The 18,310-nt window shown below is 53.4% G+C and carries 15 protein-coding genes and 1 tRNA gene; 7 read left to right on the top strand and 9 right to left on the bottom strand.

Features of this window, described 5'->3' with window-relative positions; all coding sequences use genetic code 11:
• Positions 1 to 94 precede the first annotated feature (94 nt).
• Positions 95 to 895 (top strand): 4-hydroxy-tetrahydrodipicolinate reductase, encoded by an 801-nt coding sequence (dapB, locus tag BC440_RS12495; RefSeq protein ID WP_063092320.1) that lies wholly within the window; start codon positions 95 to 97, stop codon positions 893 to 895.
• Positions 896 to 983: 88 nt separating this feature from the next.
• Here dapB and polA read toward each other — a convergent pair whose 3' ends face one another.
• Positions 984 to 3,809, bottom strand: coding sequence for a DNA polymerase I (polA, locus tag BC440_RS12490; RefSeq protein ID WP_063092321.1), 2,826 nt, complete (start codon positions 3,807 to 3,809; stop codon positions 984 to 986).
• Between the two features lie 314 nt (positions 3,810 to 4,123).
• On the opposite strand from polA, the gene BC440_RS12485 reads away from it, so the two are divergent.
• Positions 4,124 to 4,906 carry a hypothetical protein gene (locus BC440_RS12485; RefSeq protein ID WP_223304916.1) on the top strand — a complete coding sequence of 261 codons (783 nt, stop codon included), beginning with the start codon at positions 4,124 to 4,126 and terminating at the stop codon, positions 4,904 to 4,906.
• A gap of 17 nt (positions 4,907 to 4,923) precedes the next feature.
• On the opposite strand, the gene BC440_RS12480 is transcribed toward BC440_RS12485, so the two are convergent.
• From BC440_RS12480 to BC440_RS12460, 5 genes are all read right to left on the bottom strand, one after another.
• On the bottom strand, positions 4,924 to 6,219 hold the full coding sequence (locus BC440_RS12480; RefSeq protein ID WP_063092323.1) for a folylpolyglutamate synthase/dihydrofolate synthase family protein: 1,296 nt from the start codon (positions 6,217 to 6,219) through the stop codon (positions 4,924 to 4,926).
• Positions 6,200 to 7,135: an acetyl-CoA carboxylase, carboxyltransferase subunit beta gene (gene accD, locus BC440_RS12475; RefSeq protein ID WP_007088593.1), complete on the bottom strand. Its 936-nt coding sequence runs from the start codon at positions 7,133 to 7,135 to the stop codon at positions 6,200 to 6,202. The genes BC440_RS12480 and accD overlap by 20 nt, the downstream gene beginning before the upstream one ends.
• A 57-nt stretch (positions 7,136 to 7,192) precedes the next feature.
• Positions 7,193 to 8,041, bottom strand: a complete 849-nt coding sequence (gene trpA / locus BC440_RS12470) for a tryptophan synthase subunit alpha (protein WP_063092324.1) — start codon at positions 8,039 to 8,041, stop codon at positions 7,193 to 7,195.
• Positions 8,038 to 9,261 (bottom strand): tryptophan synthase subunit beta, encoded by a 1,224-nt coding sequence (trpB, locus tag BC440_RS12465; RefSeq protein WP_007088595.1) that lies wholly within the window; start codon positions 9,259 to 9,261, stop codon positions 8,038 to 8,040. The genes trpA and trpB overlap by 4 nt, the downstream gene beginning before the upstream one ends.
• A gap of 143 nt (positions 9,262 to 9,404) precedes the next feature.
• A complete protein-coding gene (locus tag BC440_RS12460) occupies positions 9,405 to 9,584 on the bottom strand; it encodes a zinc-finger domain-containing protein (RefSeq protein WP_007088596.1) in 180 nt (59 codons plus the stop codon).
• A 185-nt stretch (positions 9,585 to 9,769) separates the two neighbouring features.
• On the opposite strand from BC440_RS12460, the gene BC440_RS12455 reads away from it, so the two are divergent.
• The 5 genes from BC440_RS12455 (at position 9,770) to BC440_RS12435 (ending at position 14,688) form a co-directional block, all read left to right on the top strand.
• Positions 9,770 to 10,732: an ABC transporter ATP-binding protein gene (locus tag BC440_RS12455; protein ID WP_110252384.1), complete on the top strand. Its 963-nt coding sequence runs from the start codon at positions 9,770 to 9,772 to the stop codon at positions 10,730 to 10,732.
• Positions 10,733 to 10,813: 81 nt separating this feature from the next.
• Complete coding sequence (locus tag BC440_RS12450) at positions 10,814 to 11,821, top strand: alpha/beta hydrolase (RefSeq protein ID WP_223304914.1); 1,008 nt, start codon at positions 10,814 to 10,816, stop codon at positions 11,819 to 11,821.
• A 159-nt stretch (positions 11,822 to 11,980) separates the two neighbouring features.
• On the top strand, positions 11,981 to 13,717 hold the full coding sequence (locus tag BC440_RS12445) for an adenylate/guanylate cyclase domain-containing protein (protein WP_063092325.1): 1,737 nt from the start codon (positions 11,981 to 11,983) through the stop codon (positions 13,715 to 13,717).
• A 141-nt stretch (positions 13,718 to 13,858) separates the two neighbouring features.
• A tRNA-Arg gene (locus BC440_RS12440) sits at positions 13,859 to 13,935 on the top strand.
• 102 nt (positions 13,936 to 14,037) lie between these two features.
• Entirely contained in the window at positions 14,038 to 14,688 is a 651-nt protein-coding gene (locus BC440_RS12435) for a 5'-methylthioadenosine/S-adenosylhomocysteine nucleosidase (RefSeq protein ID WP_063092326.1), read from the top strand.
• Positions 14,689 to 14,715: 27 nt separating this feature from the next.
• Here the strand turns inward: BC440_RS12435 and BC440_RS12430 are convergent, their stop codons facing one another.
• From BC440_RS12430 to BC440_RS12420, 3 genes are all read right to left on the bottom strand, one after another.
• The gene (locus BC440_RS12430) at positions 14,716 to 16,383 is read right to left on the bottom strand and encodes a thiamine pyrophosphate-binding protein (protein WP_063092327.1); all 1,668 of its coding nucleotides are present in this window, start codon (positions 16,381 to 16,383) and stop codon (positions 14,716 to 14,718) included.
• A 171-nt stretch (positions 16,384 to 16,554) separates the two neighbouring features.
• Positions 16,555 to 17,076 (bottom strand): polysaccharide biosynthesis/export family protein, encoded by a 522-nt coding sequence (locus BC440_RS12425; RefSeq protein WP_063092328.1) that lies wholly within the window; start codon positions 17,074 to 17,076, stop codon positions 16,555 to 16,557.
• A 4-nt stretch (positions 17,077 to 17,080) separates the two neighbouring features.
• Positions 17,081 to 18,247 (bottom strand): outer membrane beta-barrel protein, encoded by a 1,167-nt coding sequence (locus tag BC440_RS12420; protein WP_063092329.1) that lies wholly within the window; start codon positions 18,245 to 18,247, stop codon positions 17,081 to 17,083.
• Positions 18,248 to 18,310: the final 63 nt, after the last annotated feature.

The raw sequence follows: 18,310 nt of genomic DNA, 5'->3' as shown, positions 1-18,310 counted from the left end.
CGGCGGACGTGTCGGGGGTTTTGTTTTGTGCGGTCAGAGGCCTGTGCTAAAGCAAAGGCATGATTTGCACGCTTTGTTGCTAGGAGAGGCGGAAATGAAGATCGGAATTGTCGGATGTGCCGGCCGAATGGGGCGCATGCTGGTCAATGAAACGGCCAAAACCAAAGGCTGCGAGGTTGGTGGTGGTACCGATCTGCCAGACAGCCCGTTTGTCGGCAAGGACGTTACCCTGATTGCCGGTCTGGAAGAAAGCGGTGTTCTGGTAGGTGACGATCCCAAGGCCTTGTTTGAAGCTGTTGATGCGGTAATTGACTTCACCGCACCGGCGGCAACCATGAACCATGCCAAGCTGGCAGCCGAAACCGGTAAAATCCTTGTGATTGGCACGACCGGGCTTTCGAATGATCAGAAAGCAGAGCTTAAGGTCGCGGCCAAAACAGCAACCATCATTTTCGCACCGAACATGAGTGTCGGCGTGAACCTTGCCTTTGCGCTGGTCGAGAAGGTTGCGGCGATCCTTGACAAGGATACGGCTGATATTGAAATCGTTGAAATGCACCACAAGCACAAGGTTGATGCACCTTCCGGCACGGCACTTGGCCTTGGCGAAGCGGCGGCAAAGGGCCGTGGGGTCGATCTGGATGCGGTTTCGGTACGCTCACGCGACGGGCATACCGGCGCACGCGAAAACGGCACCATCGGCTTTGCAACGTTGCGTGGTGGCGATGTTGTGGGCGACCATACCGTTGTTTTTGCCTGCGAGGGTGAGCGGATCGAAATTACTCATAAAGCATCATCACGCGAAGTTTTCGCCAAGGGGGCGGTACGTGCCGCGAAATGGGCCGAGGGCAAGAAGCCCGGTCTTTATTCAATGCGTGACGTTCTGGGCCTATAAACCATCGCCAATCGAGGCATTTTACGCAAAGACCCCGGCAGTACTGCCGGGGCTTTGGTCATGATGAAGGATTTGGATATTGATCTGATCAGTGTGCATCCGCCCAGCTATCCCCGATACCGGCATCTGCGATAAGCGGTACGGACAGGTGTGCGGCATTTTCCATAACCTCGCGGATCACCTTAACGGCCTTTTCGGTTTCATCTTCGGGGGCCTCGAAAATCAATTCATCATGAACCTGAAGCAGCATGCGGGTTTTAAGCCCCGCATCAAGAAGGGCACCGGGAACGGCAATCATGGCGCGTTTGATGATGTCAGCGGCACCGCCCTGAATAGGGGCGTTGATGGCCGCACGTTCGCCGAAGCTTCGCCGCATCCCGTTTTTATCATTAATGCCGTTGATATGAATATGACGGCCAAACAGAGTTCTGACAAAGCCATGCTTTTTGGCGAAGTCTTTTGCCTGTTCCATATAATCGCGAATGCCGGGATAAATTTCGAAATAGGCTTCGATAAAGGCTTTGGCTTCTTTTTGCGGGATACCAAGCTGGTTGGCGAGGCCAAAGGCCGAAATCCCGTAAATGATGCCGAAATTAATGGCCTTGGCTTTGCGGCGGACCATCGGATCCATGCCTTCAATCGGAACGCCAAACACCTTGGATGCTGTTGCGGCGTGGATATCTTCGCCATTTTTAAAGGCATCCCGCAGGGCGTCGATTTCGGCGACATGCGCCAGAAGGCGCAACTCGATCTGCGAATAGTCGGCAGAAATCAGTTTGCAACCGGGTTCCGAGATAAAGGCCGTACGGATTTTACGGCCTTCCTCGCTTCGGATCGGGATGTTTTGCAGGTTGGGATCGTTTGACGAAAGGCGACCGGTATTCACATTGGTCTGGCCATAGCTTGTGTGAACGCGGCCGGTTTCAGGATTAATGTGATTGGCAAGAGCATCGGTATAGGTGCTTTTGAGCTTTGAAAGCTGCCGCCATTCAAGGATTTTGGTCGGCAGGTCATGTCCCTGAGCCGCCAATGCTTCAAGAACATCCGCGCCAGTCTGCCATGCACCGGTTTTGGTTTTTTTCCCGCCCGGCAGGCTCATCTTTTCAAACAGAATTTCGCCAAGCTGTTTTGGGCTGCCGAGATTGAACGGTTCACCGGCCATTTCATGGATGGTTTCTTCAAGGGCAGCCATCCGCTTGGCAAAATCATTCGACAGGGTTTTGAGTTTGTCGGCATCAATACGGATGCCAAGGCTTTCCATTTTGGCCAGAACCGGGACAAGCGGCCGATCCAGCGTTTCATAGACGCTGGCCATGTGTTCCTGCGCAATCCGTGGCTTCAGAAGTCGGTGCAGGCGCAGCGTGATATCGGCGTCTTCGGCGGCGTAATCAAGCGCCTTGTCGAGCGGCACCTGATCAAAGGTGATCTGGGTTTTGCCCGATCCGCAAACATCGGAAAACTTGATCGGTTTGTAATTCAGATGCAGTTCGGCCAGTTCATCCATACCATGGCCGTGGCTCGTGCCGTCCAGAACATAGGACAGCACCATGGTGTCGTCTATCGGTGCGACATTGATACCGTGGCGGGACAATACGATCATATCGTATTTCAGGTTCTGGCCGACCTTGAGAACACCCGGGTCTTCCAGAAGGGGTTTGAGCAAGGCAATCGCGCGATTCAGCGGGATTTGCTTTGGCACCTCGACTTTTGCCGGTGCTTCGGCGGGGGCATCAAAATCAAACCCACCCTGTGCTTCGCCACTTTCACCATGACCCTGTCCGTGCCCAACAGGGATATAGCAGCCATTGCCCGGTTCGGTCGAAAGCGAAATGCCAACCAGTTTGGCCTGATGGGCATTCAGTGATGTGGTTTCTGTATCGACAGCAACCGTACCGGCATATTCAGCCATTGAAATCCAGTGCTTTAGGCGATCTTCATCCTGCACCAGTTCATATTCCGCCTTTTTGACACTGATATCATTGACACCGGTTCCCGGTTCGACAATGCCATCTGCGTCAACAGAGCCGCCGAACTTTGCCTTTATTTTTGATATCAGAGATTTAAAGCCATGTGTTGAAACAAAGCTTAAAAGAGCATCCGGATCAGGTTCGCGCAGTTCAAAACCATCCAGCTTTTCGACAACCGGAACATCGGTTTTGAGGGTCACAAGATCGCGTGAAATGCGCGCCAGTTCGGCATTCTCGATCAGTTTTTCGCGGCGCTTGGGTTGCTTGATTTCGCCTGCACGTTCCAGCAGGCCATCCAAATCGCCATATTCGTCAATCAGTTGGGCCGCGGTTTTAATGCCAATGCCGGGTACGCCGGGAACGTTATCAACGGAATCGCCAGCAAGCGCCTGGATATCAATAACCTTGTCGGGTGTAACGCCGAATTTTTCCAAGACTTCCGGTGCGCCAATAGTACGATTCTTCATCGCATCAAACATTTGCACCCGGTCCGTCACAAGCTGCATCAAGTCCTTGTCAGAAGATACTATAATAACATCAGAACCTTCGGCCTCAGCCTGCCGGGCATAGGTCGCGATCAGGTCGTCGGCTTCGTAGCCTTCAAGCTCGATCGAAGGCAGGTTGAAGGCACGCGTCGCATCACGGATAAGCCCGAACTGTGGAACCAGTTCTTCCGGCGGCGGCGGACGGTGCGCCTTGTATTCGGGATAGAAATCGTTTCTGAACGACTTCCCCTTGGTGTCGAAGATCACCGCCATATGATCGGGCTTGGTATCTTCGCGCAATTTCATCAGCATGGTGCAGAAACCATACACCGCATTCACCGGCGTACCGTCGGGGCTTGTCATTTGTGGTAAGGCGTGAAAGGCCCGGAAGATAAAACCGGAACCGTCAACCAGAACGACGCGGCGCGGGGCTTTGCCGGTGGATGGCGCAGAATCTGTCATGCGTCTAATGCTCATTCATTCATGTGATTTGATGGTCCGCAGAATGCCCGATCCGGTCGGCTAAGTCGAGTGGGGCATCGTCGAAAGCGGGAATATGTCACCTGTTATCGGCTTTACTCCTGACAGGAGCTTGTCAGTTGATGACAGGCATTTTGATATCATATCGAAATCAAAATGAAATTTTTGATCATGATCTGATTCTTGCCATTTGCGGCAGTATGTCGCTTTGGGCTTATCAGGATGCAAAGGGATTGATATGGTCGATGGCGGTGCAACTTCGCTCTGGGAAACGGGAGAACCGGTCATTGCCGGCGATGGAAGATAAACCGGTTTTCAAGCCGCAAGGCATCGGCATTGAAACCGCAGAACCGACGCGCCAGCTTCATGACGACATGAAGCTGGCAAATCGGCACAAAAAAATCAGGAAAGCTGAACGGGTTGCGCGATCCAACGGATCGGGATGGCGCAGATTCTTTAGCGTGTCCTCGTGGCTACGCTTTCTGATTACGTTTGGGATTTTCGGGTTTTTCCTGCACGGTCTGTTCGTGGTTTTTGGCGTTTATGATCGCAATCAGCGCCTTCCTGCGGCCGACCATTTTGTGCTGCTGATCAAGCTCGTCGTGTTCATCGCGCTGATGTATCTGTTTTATGCGATGTTGATGCATTACGGGCCGATCCGTCACAAGGTGCGCGGGATATTCTTTCTTGCGTTGGCACCCGTAGCGGCGGTTTGCATTTTCATGATTTACGGCGGCGGACAGCTATTCGGAAGCTTCCTGCCAGTTTTGCAGTTCCTGACCCTGACCATCGGGGTTGGTGGATTTCTGCTTTATGTGCTGGGTTATACATGGGTCGCTGGTCGTAATGTTCGGCGTGAAGCCGAACGTTATGATCGGATCGGACAAGTCAGAAATCAGGTTTCGCAAGAGACTGCTTTGGATGGGTTGCCGCCCGGTGTAACCGGCGACCGGCGCAAGGTGCACAAAGCTGGCAGTCTTCGCCTGCGTAAAGATGATGACGGGTCATCAAGTGGTAGTGGTATGGGCGGCGGAAATTCATCCGCGGTACACAGCAAAGTGCGTTTGCCGGAAATCTGATTGCCGGATGTGTTAGTTTAGGTGTGATTTTCCAAAACAACACCCGCCAGATAGAGCGAACCTAAAATCAAGACCCTTTTGGGTTGATTGATGCTGTTTTTCAGAACTGCCAGCGCATCATTCAACGTGTCACAGGCATAAGCATTGGCAATTCCGGCCTTAACGGCAGCATCACGCAATGTTTCCGCACGGTGGACTTCATGATCACCCGGGATCGGAATCCCGGCAAATGATGCGATATGCGGGGCCAGCGGTCTTAGAAATGCGATGGGATCCCTGTTGTCGAGCATTCCCATAATCACAACCGTGTCACCTTGTGATTGACGTGACAGCCAGTCTGCAATGACTTCTGCGGCGGCGATGTTGTGGCCACCATCCAGAACCAGGTCGCATTTGTCAGGCATGGCATCGCACAGCGGGCCTTTGGTCAGCCTCTGAAGGCGGGCGGGCCAACTGGCTTGGGTAATGCCGCGGGAAATCGTTGCCATATTCGGGCCTGCGATATTCGGGATATCGGCGTAGCGTGCGGCGGTAATGGCGGTTGCGGCATTGATGAATTGATGGCGACCGGGCAACGCGGGCAAGGGCAGATCAAATTCTTCTTCGGCGATACGAAGTGTGAAGCCGTTCTCGCGTTCGGCGGTGATGCCGAAATTCGTGATCAGAGGGCTGCCGATATCACCGGCATGGCGGGCAAGCGTATCAAATGCCTCAAGGCTTTGTGGGGCCAGAACACATGGGACGCCTGGCTTCATGATTCCGGCTTTTTCAAAGGCGATTTTGTCAATCGTATCGCCAAGGAACCCCTGATGATCAAGCGAGATCGGCGTAATGACGGTCAAAGCCGGTTTATCAATCACGTTGGAGGCATCAACCCGACCGCCAAGACCGGTTTCAAGCAGAACAACGTCTGCCGGAATTCGGGAATAGGCCAGAAAAGCTGCTGTCTGGGTGATTTCAAAGAAGGTTATCTGTTCACCGCCATTGACCGCTTCGACTTCTTCAAGAAGGTCACACAGCATGTCTTCGCTGATCAGTTCACCGGCCAGACGTATGCGTTCGTGAAAGCGAACAAGGTGCGGGGAGGTCGAAGTGTGAACACGAAGGCCTGCGGCCTCATAGATGGCACGCAGGTAAGCCAGCGTTGATCCCTTGCCATTGGTTCCGGCCAGATGAATGACTGGCGGCAGATTGAGGTGCGGATTACCCAGCTTGTTGAGCAAGCGGGTAATCCGACCCAATGAAAGGTCGATCACTTTTGGATGAAGCTGGCCCAGACGCGCAAGAATGGCGTCACTTCTTGGCGTTGTCACCTTCGGTCTCGGCCTTTTTCGCGGGTTTCTTTTTTGCATCCTTGATCGGAACGATCGCGGCACCCGGCTTGGTGCGGCGGATCATATCGATCAGGCGACCGATGGTTTCATTCAACTCACCGCGCGGCACGACCATATCGACCATCCCGTGATCCAGAAGATATTCTGCTGTCTGGAAATCATCGGGAAGCTTTTCACGAATGGTGTTTTCGATCACGCGACGACCGGCAAAACCGATCTGTGCGCCTGGCTCGGCAATCTGGATGTCACCCAGCATGGCGAAGGATGCAGAAACACCACCGGTGGTCGGATCGGTCAGAAGGACGAAATAGGGCAGGCCCTTTTCCTTGACCTTTTCGATCGCCGCCGTGGTGCGCGCCATCTGCATCAGGCTGAGAATGCCTTCCTGCATGCGTGCACCGCCCGATGCCGGAACGATGATGAGGGCCGCATCCTGAACGGTTGCCAGTTCGGCAGCCGCAACAATGCCTTCGCCAACGGCAGTACCCATCGATCCGCCCATGAAGGAAAAATCGAATACCGCAATGACGGTTGCATGGCCACCGACTTCCCCGTGGGCAACAGCCAGTGCATCCTTATAGGTTGCTTTGGCCTGTGCTGCTTTCAGTCGGTCGGTGTACTTTTTCTGATCGCGGAATTTCAGCGGATCGACCGGAACGTTCGGCAGTTCGATGGTCTGGTATTTACCATCATCGAACAGGAGTTCCAGACGTTCCTTGGCGGAAATGCGCATGTGATGGCCGCAATGCTGGCAAACATGTTTGTTCTTTGCCAGGTCACGGTGGAAGATCATCTGTTCGCAAGACGGGCACTTATGCCAGAGATTTTCGGGCACTTCGGTGCGGCGAACAAGTTTCTGAATCTTGGGACGGACGAATTCTGTCAGCCACGACATATCGGATACTGATCCTTGGTTTTGCCTATATCGGTCATTTCACGGCAACGCGCAGCGTTATTTACGCGCGTTGCGTACCCCGTCTGCAAGTTCGCGAACAAGGCCTGTGACCATAGAGGCGGTCTTATCGGTGGCCTTGCCGTTTTCGTCAAGACTTTCGGCAATTTTTGATACGATTGCTGACCCGACCACAGCAGCATCGGCCTGCCGGGCAACCTCTGCGGCCTGGGTCGCGTTCTTGATGCCAAAGCCAACTGCAATCGGAAGATCCGTGTGGCGACGCAGACGCGCCATCGCTTCAACAATCTGGTCATTGGTTGCTGAACCGGCACCGGTAACACCGGCAACTGAAACATAATAAACAAAGCCCGACGTATTCTGAACGAGTTTCGACAGGCGCTTGTCATCAGAGGTCGGTGTCGTCAGACGAATGAACGACAACCCTTTTTCCACGGTCGGGACGCAAAGCTCGGCGTCTTCTTCGGGCGGCAGATCAACAACGATCAGGCCATCAACACCGGCATTGCGGGCATCTTCAAGAAACTCTGCCACGCCATAAATATAAATCGGGTTGTAATACCCCATCAGAATAATTGGCGTTTCATGATCCTGATCGCGGAAACCGCGGACCAATGACAGGGTCTTGCGCATATGCATCCCCGCTGCCAGGGCACGTATCGAGGCTTCCTGAATGGCGGGACCATCCGCCATAGGATCGGTAAATGGCATACCGAGTTCGATGACGTCCGCACCTGCCGCAGGCAGAGCTTTAAGGATTTCAAACGATGCTTCCGGGTCGGGGTCACCTGCGGTGATGAACGTGACCAGACCGGCACGACCTTCTTCCTTGAGCTTCGCGTAACGTTTGGCGATGCGGTCCTGGCCGCCGATGATTGCGTCGCTCACAGTTCTACTCCCAGTGCTTCGGCCACGGTAAAGATATCCTTGTCGCCCCTGCCGCTCAGACACATGAGAATGATCTTGTCTTTACCCATTTTTGGGGCTTCTTTCATGATCTGTGCGATGGCGTGGCTGCATTCCAGCGCGGGAATAATGCCTTCGAGTTCCGAACACAGTTTAAAAGCTTCCAGCGCTTCTTTGTCGGTGATCGGCTCGTAACGCGCACGACCAATATCTTTAAGCCAGCTATGTTCCGGCCCAATACCGGGATAATCAAGACCGGCCGAAATCGAGTCGGCCTCTTTGATCTGTCCGTCGTCATCCATCAGCAGATAGGTGCGGTTCCCGTGCAAAACGCCCGGTTTTCCAGCGCTCAGGCTGGCGGCGTGTTTACCGGTGTGCACGCCATGACCGGCAGCTTCGACACCAACCACCTCGATATCCTTGTCATCAAGGAACGGGTGGAACAAACCGATCGCGTTTGATCCACCACCAACGGCCGCGATTACCTGATCGGGCAGGCGACCTTCCTGCTCAAGAATCTGTTCTTTGGCTTCGTTACCGATCACGCATTGGAAATCGCGAACCAGTTCCGGATAGGGGTGCGGACCCGCTGCCGTCCCAATGATGTAGAAGGTATCTTCGACATTGGTGACCCAGTCACGAAGGGCCTCGTTCATCGCATCCTTGAGCGAGCAGGAACCGGATTTGACTGGTTTGACTTCGGCACCCAGCAGGCGCATGCGGAAAACGTTCGGCGACTGACGTTCGATATCCTTCGAGCCCATATAAACCGTGCAGGGCAGACCAAAGCGCGCGCAAACCGTCGCTGTTGCAACGCCGTGCTGACCCGCGCCGGTCTCGGCGATGATGCGGGTTTTGCCCATGCGTTTGGCCAGAAGGATCTGACCGATGCAGTTATTGATCTTGTGCGCGCCGGTATGGTTCAGGTCCTCGCGCTTGAAATAAATCTTGGCACCGCCAAGATGTTCGGTCAGGCGTTCGGCGAAATAAAGCGGATTTGCGCGACCGACATAGTGCTTCAGGTAATAGTCGAGTTCTTTCTGAAACGCCGGATCTTTCCTGGCATCCTTGTAGGCCTGCTCAAGCTCGAGAATCAGCGGCATCAGGGTCTCGGCGACAAAGCGGCCCCCGAAATTGCCGAAATGTCCGTCCGGATCCGGAAGGGCACGATAGCTGTTAAGAGCGGTTGGTGCAGACGTCATAGGATTTCCCCGTGGATGTGCCGCGAACAATGCCGCGACGGCAAAGACATGCGACAGTCATTAAGTCAGCGAAAAGCTGCCGGGATCAACGATATTGGCAGCTTTGGCGCTGGTTCCTTTTACCTGTGGTCAGGCAAAATAGATTAATGGGCTGCGTGCTCGGCCTGGGATTTGTCGAAAATATATTTCTTTGAGCAGTATGGGCAGACCACCTCGCCCTTTTCCTCAAGATTGAGGTAAACGGTGGGATGGCCAAGGTGACCTTTGCCGCCGTCACAGGCAACATTAAGGCTGCCGACTTTGATTTCTTCGGTGATCTTCATATATCCAGCTTCCCAGTTAGCACAGGCATCGGTGTTGCCATCGGTTGATCATCGGCCTGAAACAGGTCCAAGAGCCATTGACCCCGCTTTCATGGGGATGATACCGATTGCGCATATTCAATCAACACTTCCGCATGGTCTTAGCGCAAACAAGCCACGCGGAAAAGAGCGGAGATCACGCATTCATGACTGCAATGCCCGACTACGCCATCGAAGTCGAAGGGCTGACCAAGCTCTATAAGGGTGCGAACGGCGAAAAACTGGCACTGGACAATGTGTCGTTGAAAATTCCACGCGGTTCTTTCTTTGCCCTTCTTGGTCCGAATGGTGCCGGAAAGTCCACTTTTATCAATATACTGGCTGGTCTTGTCACCAAGACAAGCGGTACGGCAAAAATCTGGGGCTACGATATCGAAACCGAAATGCGTGCTGCGCGTTGCTCAATCGGGATCGTGCCGCAGGAACTTAATCTGGACGCATTTTTCACGCCGCGTCAGGCGATGGAATTGCAGGCAGGCCTGTATGGTGTCCCCAAAGCGGAACGTCGTACGGACGAGATTCTTGCCGCCCTTGGACTGTCTGACAAGGCCGATTCCTATTCTCGCTCACTTTCGGGCGGGATGCGTCGGCGTCTTCTTGTCGGCAAGGCGATGGTTCATATGCCGCCGGTTCTGGTGTTGGATGAACCAACGGCCGGGGTTGATATTGAACTGCGTCAGCAGCTTTGGGCCTATGTGAAGGAACTGAACAAGGTGGGCGTTACGATTGTTCTGACCACGCATTACCTTGAAGAAGCCGAAGAGCTTTGTGACGAGATTGCGATCATCAACAAGGGCAATGTGATTGCCCATGAAGACAAGCGCAGTCTTCTGCGTCGTATCGATCATAAAACCCTGATTCTGACAGTTAAAAATGCACTCAATGCCGTGCCCGAGGAACTGACCCCGTGGGGTGCTGAGCTTAAGGCCGCAAACCAGATCGCGCTGAATTACCGGCCCAGCAACACCCAGATGGCTGAAATTCTCAATGCCATTCAGGGCTGCGGTCTTGCGATTACCGACCTGTCGACCGAGGAGGGCGATCTTGAAGATATCTTCCTGATGCTGACTCGCGATAACGACAAGGCCCGTGCGGGCAAGGCGGCCTGATTTTCGGGGCGTCTCACCATCCTTCAAAACCCTGCAAGTTGCTTGCAGGGTTTTGTTTTTTGGCCTTAATTTGATCTGTAAATGCAAAGCAACATGATTGTGGGGGCGGCAATTCATCACATTGAGAAGGCATTGTCGTGGTTTGTCGGGCTTGGGTTCGCATTTTGGCTGGCGGGCTGCGCGCCGACGGTAATTCCCGCTGGCGATCCGATCGCCAGCGTTAGAATGACCGAAAATGCGTTTATGGCGTCTGATGGGGCATCTTTGCCGTTGCAGTATTGGGGGCCGGTTGATGATCCGGATGCGGTAATCCTTGGTCTGCATGGGTTTGGCGATTATGCGAACGCGTTTGACGAAGCCGGAACGGAGTTAGCTTCTGAAAATATTGCGCTTTTTGCCTATGATCAGCGCGGATTTGGCCGCACGGCGACACGGCCATTCTGGCCGGGAACGCAAAGCCTGATCAATGATGCATCTGATATGCTCGTCATTCTTCGCATGCGATATCCGGGGCGACCGATCTATTTGATGGGGGACTCGATGGGGGGTGCAGTTGCAATTGTGACAGCTGCGTCGCGCCCCCAATGGATGGACGGGGTTATTCTGGTCGCACCGGCAGTCTGGAACCGCGACATGATGCCATGGTATCAGACAGCACCATTATCGATGATTTCCAATAGTTTGCCGTGGTTGCCCCTGTCGGGGCAGGGGCTTGATATATGGCCGTCTGACAATATCGAAATGCTTCGTCGTCTATCTCGTGATCCGTACATGATGAAATCGGTGCGGGTCGACATGGTTGCAGGACTGGCAGATTTAATGGATTTGGCGCAGCAGCGGGCTGGCGATATCGATATTCCGACACTTTTGATGTCAGGTCAGCAGGATCAGGTTATTCCACCGGGGGCGGTTGCCGCGATTGCAGATAACATGCGGGCGTCAAATAGCGATCAAAGCACGATTTGTCTTTATCGCGACGGCTATCACATGCTGTTGCGGGACCTGAATGGGCCAACGGTGATCGGCGATATCGGACGTTGGATAAAGGGTGGCGGTACCGCGCGGGATTTTTCGTGCCGGGTCAACTGATTGCATTTTGACCGGGGATCACCGATCAGGTAGCATTTTTAATCAGTTGCATATGGTTGCCATGCTTGTTACGCGGTGCGACCATCACGATATGGCACCTATCGCCTTTGCGTATTTGGTGGTGCTTTCAGCCATGTTTTTCGGAGGATCAGGACCGGCATGCTAAGGACCGTTCGGGCGAAGTTCCTGGGTGTAGCGGCCTTTTTTGTCGTTTGGCTTGTGGTGGCTACCGGGTTCTCCGTCATTCAGTCGTTGGGGATCAATGGCGATCTTGAAGCGGTGTCGCGCTATGTCACGCCGGTGAAAGATGCGCTTTCCGATGTGCGTTCCCGTCAGCTTGAGCAGATTTCGCTGATCGACCGTTATATGCGTGTGGTCGAGAATGAAGGACCGGATGCATCGCTTTTGAGTGGCATCGAAATCGAAATTGATGCCAAGCAGACCCAGATCGAACAGGCTTTTCGCAAGGCGTTCACATCGGCAGCCCTTGGCCGAGCACAGGCATCAGGTCATTTTGATCAGGGCGTCTTGCTTGATCTTGATGTGCGGATGCGTGAATTTGCCGATATTGCCGCCCAGTTCAATCTGGGGGTTGAACGGCTGCTTGGCAGGGTACGCGATGGCGATCTTGACGATGCGCAACGTCAGGAAAATCTGGTGCGTGGCATTCATCGCAATATCGTGCTTGATCTGCGCAGCGAGATTTTGCTGCTGGAAAAATATTCCAGCGAAACAGTCGAAAATGTCTCAGCCCGCGAAGATTTCCTGATCCAGGCCGAATTCATCATGATGCTGGCCGCGGTGGTGATTGGCATTTCCTTGGCCTACTATCTGGCGCAGGCAGTGGTCAAAGCGGTTCGTGATACGACCAATGCGTTAAACAGCGTGCAGTCGGGCAAGCTCGATACCAGCCTTGATTTCAAGGGCAAGGGCGATTTTGCCCGTTTGGCGGATGCCTTTAACCGAATGACGCGTGAATTACGTGTCCGGTTCCGGATGCGCGAACGGTTTGGCAAATATATTGATCCAAAGATTATCAATAACCTGCTGTCGCAGGAAACCGCGCTTGAGACCTCGCAGAAGCGTGTAATGACGGTTAGCGTCGTCAACCTGACCAATTTTGACTGGATGGCGGAGCATATCCCGCCCGAGAAACTCGTCGATTTTCTGAATGACTATCTGACGGCCATGACCGAACCGATTGCCAACCACAGCGGCATTATCGATAACTTTGTCGGGGATCGGGTGATTGGATTCTGGGGGCCGCCCTTCTGCGGGGAAAAAAGCCATGCCGGGCATGCCTGTCTGGCAGCGTTGGAGCAGGTGGCACGCTTTAACGCGCTGAAGACCAAATATGCCGACCTGATTGGCGATCACGGACTTGATATTCGGGTTGGTATTGCAACCGGCGAGGTTGTTGTCGGCTCCATCGGGACGGATAAATCACGGTCTTATACGGTGGTCGGCGACTGTGTGAACTATGCCAACCGTCTTGAAAAGGCCAACCGGATTTATGGTACGCAAATTCTGGCGTCGCATGAAACCGCCAGCATGGCAGCTGGCGAAATCGAGATGCGTGATCTCGACCATGTCGTGCTGCTGGGGACCGAGCATGTGGTCTATCTCTATGAAGTGCTGGCGCAGTCCGGACAGCTGAGCGATGAACGTCGCGAGTGGCGCAAAACCTATGAGATGGCGATTGCGCTTTATCGCGAGGGCCAGTTTGATAAGGCGCAACCGCTGTTTGAGGAAGTTCAGGAGGGTATCGGCAGCGATTTTGCCGCCCAGCTCATGCTTAACCGTATGGAACGTCTGCAGCGCCGTGAACAGGACCGGGAATGGAACGGGACCTGGATCGTACGGGATCCCTATGAGCGACGTGATGTCGAAAGCTGATCGCTGTGATATGCAGCAACCAGAATTTAACTAAACTGTCGACAGGATGCTGATTGGCAGGGGCCGTCAAAAATCCTTGCCCGCGACGGACAAAACCTGTATCACCCAACCGCTCGGGCCGTGATGCCCGATGCCTATTGCGCACCCGTAGCTCAGCTGGATAGAGCGTTGCCCTCCGAAGGCAAAGGCCACAGGTTCGAATCCTGTCGGGTGCGCCAATTTCCCAAGAATATTTTCAAATCCGCCCAATTAAGGGCTGGCAAAGCGTTTTCTGACCACTAATCTGCATCTTGATCAATCGCAGATGAGATGGATGAGACATGCACGGATATCTTCATGATTTTGCCGGAGCCAATGTGCTGTTTGCCATGGCGGCAAATCAGGAATATGGCCCTCATCTTGAAAAACTGTTCAAACCACTGATGATCGGCATCGGTCCGGTTGAGGCGGCACTTAATCTGAGCGCAGCCTTGACGGAGCTGAAATTGGTGAGCGATTTGCCCGATCTGGTGGTAACCCTTGGATCGGCAGGTTCGCGCACGCTTAAGCAGGCGGCGGTTTATCAGGCGTCATCTGTGTCTTACCGCGATATGGATTGCTCAGCACTTGGTTTTGAGAAGGGGATTACGCCCTATCTGAATCTTCCGGCAGTTATGGAATTGCCTTATCGCATTCCAGGTGTCGCGGAAGCACGTTTGTCTACGGGCGCAAACGTTGTATCGGGTGTCGCTTATGACGCGATTGATGCCGATATGGTCGATATGGAAACTTATGCCATCTTGCGGGTCTGTCAGAAGTTTGACGTACCTTTGATCGGCCTGCGCGGAATTTCTGATGGCAAGGAAGAGCTTAAAAAGCTTTCGGACTGGACGGCCTATTTGCATGTCATTGACGAGAAGCTTGCAGAAGCAGTTACCAAATTGCGCAAGGCTCTTGAAAAGGGCGAGATCACCCTGCCAACTGGTAAGTGACCTCGCCATATTTCATAGCTTCACAGATCAGCTGCCCGCGCGAATTTGATCCAGTGTCTTGATCGGGGTTAAGGCCTGCGGATCAACCTGCACCTCAATAATCGACGGTTTTCCTGAATTCATGGCACGTTCAAAAGCCGGTCCGAAATGTTCGGTCTTGGTAACGGTTTCGCCATGTCCGCCAAAAGCGACAGCGTAGGCTGCAAAATCCGGGTTGTGCAGCTGGGTGCCGGAAACGCGACCGGGATAATTGCGTTCCTGATGCATGCGGATGGTACCGAACATGCCGTTATTGACCACGATCACGATGATGTTGACACCGTACTGAACCGCCGTTGCGAATTCCTGGCCGTGCATCAAAAAGCATCCGTCACCGGCAAGACAGATCGATGGGCGATCCGGATGGGTCAGCTTGGCGGCCACAGATGCCGGAAGGCCATAGCCCATCGAACCCGAAGTCGGTGCGAGTTCGGTGCGATATTTGCCATACCGGAAGAAGCGGTGCAGGAAGGCGGCATAGTTGCCAGCCCCGTTGGTCACAATTGCGTCTTCGGGTAGCATTTCGCGAAGTTGCGCAACGACATGTGCCATTTTCACGTCACCCGGCGTATCAAGCGGGGTCGAGAATTTCAGATATGAAGTGTGGGCCGTTTCAATCTGCTCTTCACGGCCGCTTCCGTCCACTGGTTCCATCATAGCAATCGCACGGATAAAGGACCGTTGGGACGCATTGATTGCGATATCAGGGCGATAAACACGGCCCAGTTCATCGGGGCCTGCGTAAACATGAATCAGTTTCTGTTTCGGGCAGGGAATTTCAAGCAGGCTGTAACCGCTACTGGTCATTTCCCCCATGCGCGACCCGACAAGGATCACAAGGTCGCTTTCGCGAATGAATTGCGCCAGTTCCGGATTGATCCCGATACCGACATCGCCAATGAAATGGCTGTGCGTGTTCGGGATGTAATCCTGACAGCGGAAACTGGTGGCGATCGCAACATTGTTTCGTTTTGCAAACGACTTAAGGTTTTCGGTGGTTTCTGCGGTCCATCCACCACCGCCAACGATCATGATCGGCTGTTTCGCATCTGCTAGCGCACCGCGGAACCGGGCGACATCTTCGGGCGCAGTTTTGGCTTCGATCGGGACATAGGGTTTTGCATCGGCAACATCGGCGGCAGATGATAGCATATCTTCCGGCAGTGCAAGGACGACTGGTCCGGGGCGACCGGATGTCGAGATATGATAGGCGTGGCTGATATATTCCGGGATGCGGTTGATGTCGTCGATCTGGGCAACCCACTTGCAAAGCGGTTCGAACATCTTGCGATAGTCGACTTCCTGAAAGGCTTCGCGATCAAGCATGTCACGCCCGATCTGACCGACCAGAAGGATCATCGGGGTGCTGTCCTGATGGGCGACATGCACGCCCGCCGACGCATTGGTTGCACCTGGACCGCGCGTGACCATGCAGATGCCGGGTTTTCCGGTCAGTTTGCCGTGCGCCTCGGCCATAATGGCGGCACCGCCTTCCTGGCGGCAGATGATTGGTTCTATATCGGGATGGTCGACCAGGCCATCGAGAACAGCCAGATAGCTCTCACCGGGAACAAGATAAACCCGTTCGCAGCCATGAAGGGCAAGTTGATCGACCAGTATGCGTCCGCCGTGACGCATTTCCGCAGTATTCGACATTCGGGGCTCCCTGAGATGCGCATTGTCTTGGTGGGGCGCTTTTGCGCGTGACCGGATTTCATCATGGTTAAACCGGCCCGTAAAGATGGGGTTCACCTTGAAACAGATTTTTTCGTCAATCTTTTGAAATCGTTCCAATTAGATTGATCGCTTATTCGCTTACAACGAGATTTAAAAATACCGTTCCGTGATGTGAATAATATCACCAGGCAATACAATGCTTTGCTCGTTGGCCTGAATCTCGACGCGATTATCGTCGCGGCCACGCATGATAATGATGTCATCCTGATCGGCGCGATAAGTGTAACCGCCACCAAGTGCGACGGCATTCAATACGTTCATTCCTGAAGCATACCCGTACTCACCGGGCTCATTGACTTCGCCAATAATATAGACGGGGCGGAAATGAAGAACATCAATGGATACAACGGGATGGCGTAGATAACCGTCTGCAAGGACGTTGGCGATGGTTTGCTGTGCGGCTTGTGGCGTGAGGTCGCGCAAGGTAACCGTTCCGATCAGGGGCAGAGTGACGGATCCGTCTGCACCGACCGAGAAATCACCTGAAAGAGATTCCTCGTCGAAAACCGTGATACGCAGCTTGTCTCCGCTATCAATCGTGTAGACGGTCTGGGCATGAACGCCACCTGAAACCGCGAACAAAAGGATTGCAGTCAGAATTATGTTTTTCATGACATCACATTTTCAACCGAAGCGTCAGCAAAGCGCGATTGCGGCGATAATCATGGCCGGTTTCGTTTGATTTACGCTGGTCATATCGCCAGGAACCATCCAGTTCCGTAAAACGGTTGAGTTCATAACGCACGCCCCCGCCAAAGCGCATTAATTTGTCAGTACGTCCAGCCCCCTCAAACCGATCCTGCTGATAGCCAGCGTTAAGGCGGATGCTTAGCCAGCGGCGCAGTTCATGTTCAATACCGGCATCGAAGCTTTCACCGATAATTCCGCTGGCACCGGTAACGGTGGTTTCCCCGATTTCGCGTTTGGCACGGAAATCCAACGCAGTCATGCGTGTAATATTCCATGTTGTTGCGGCACGAAGTGAAAATCCTTCGTTATTTTGCAAACGGGAATCCTCATAAATTTGCGACATCCATCCAGCCCCGAGATCGGCCTTAATTAAATCGGTAAGGTCAAATGTCATGCCGCCCAGCAATCGGTAACCGTTTGAATTGCGAAAAATTCCCTGATCGTCGGGGGTATTTTCATATTCTCGCTGGTTAAAGGTGGTCTCGCCATAAGCTTTGCGGCCTGGTCCCAGTTGATAAGAAGCCCGCATGATCAGCCGCAATTCAGTCCGATCCCGATCATCATTATTGGCAATGCCCCCATTGGTGAGCGCGGTATCGTCAAAATCAAGCTGTCGAAAGGCTATGGCGGCATGGTAGTGGACATCACCGGCAAAATAGCGAAGGGCAATTTCAGTATTTTTCTCGTCATAGGTGACGGGTTCGCTGGCACCGGTCGGAATATCATCACCGCCGCGATCTTCGTGACCTTTGGCGATACGGAAATCGCCATCAACAGCAAATGCCGGGCCGATATCCGATCCGGCGGAAACACCAAGTTCGCCATCCAGATAATCATCTTCGCCTGATTTGGCGTAAAACCCAGTATCACCAAGAGCTTCAAGCCGTAAGCGGGTCCGTTGCCAATTTGATTGCAAGGTTAAAGCAGGTACTACCCGGCTAATGGTGTCGGACTTTTGGTAGCTATCGGACAGAAAAATATTGTCGTTGAATTCCTCTGTCACCGATAGCGATGGCACCAAATCAAAAAGGCCAAGCTGAATTGTTGTATCTCGCCTGTTCTTTTGTGTCGGTTCAGACTTTGCAAAAGCCATAGGATTGAAACAGTTGGCCAGCAGAATGCTGCAACATAGTGAAGCAGTCTTAAAGCCAGCGTT

This window comes from Thalassospira sp. MIT1004, assembly GCF_001858545.1.
Taxonomy (GTDB): domain Bacteria; phylum Pseudomonadota; class Alphaproteobacteria; order Rhodospirillales; family Thalassospiraceae; genus Thalassospira; species Thalassospira xiamenensis.
The sequence above is the reverse complement of the archived record's forward strand: the minus strand, read 5'-3'. Positions and strand labels throughout refer to the sequence as shown.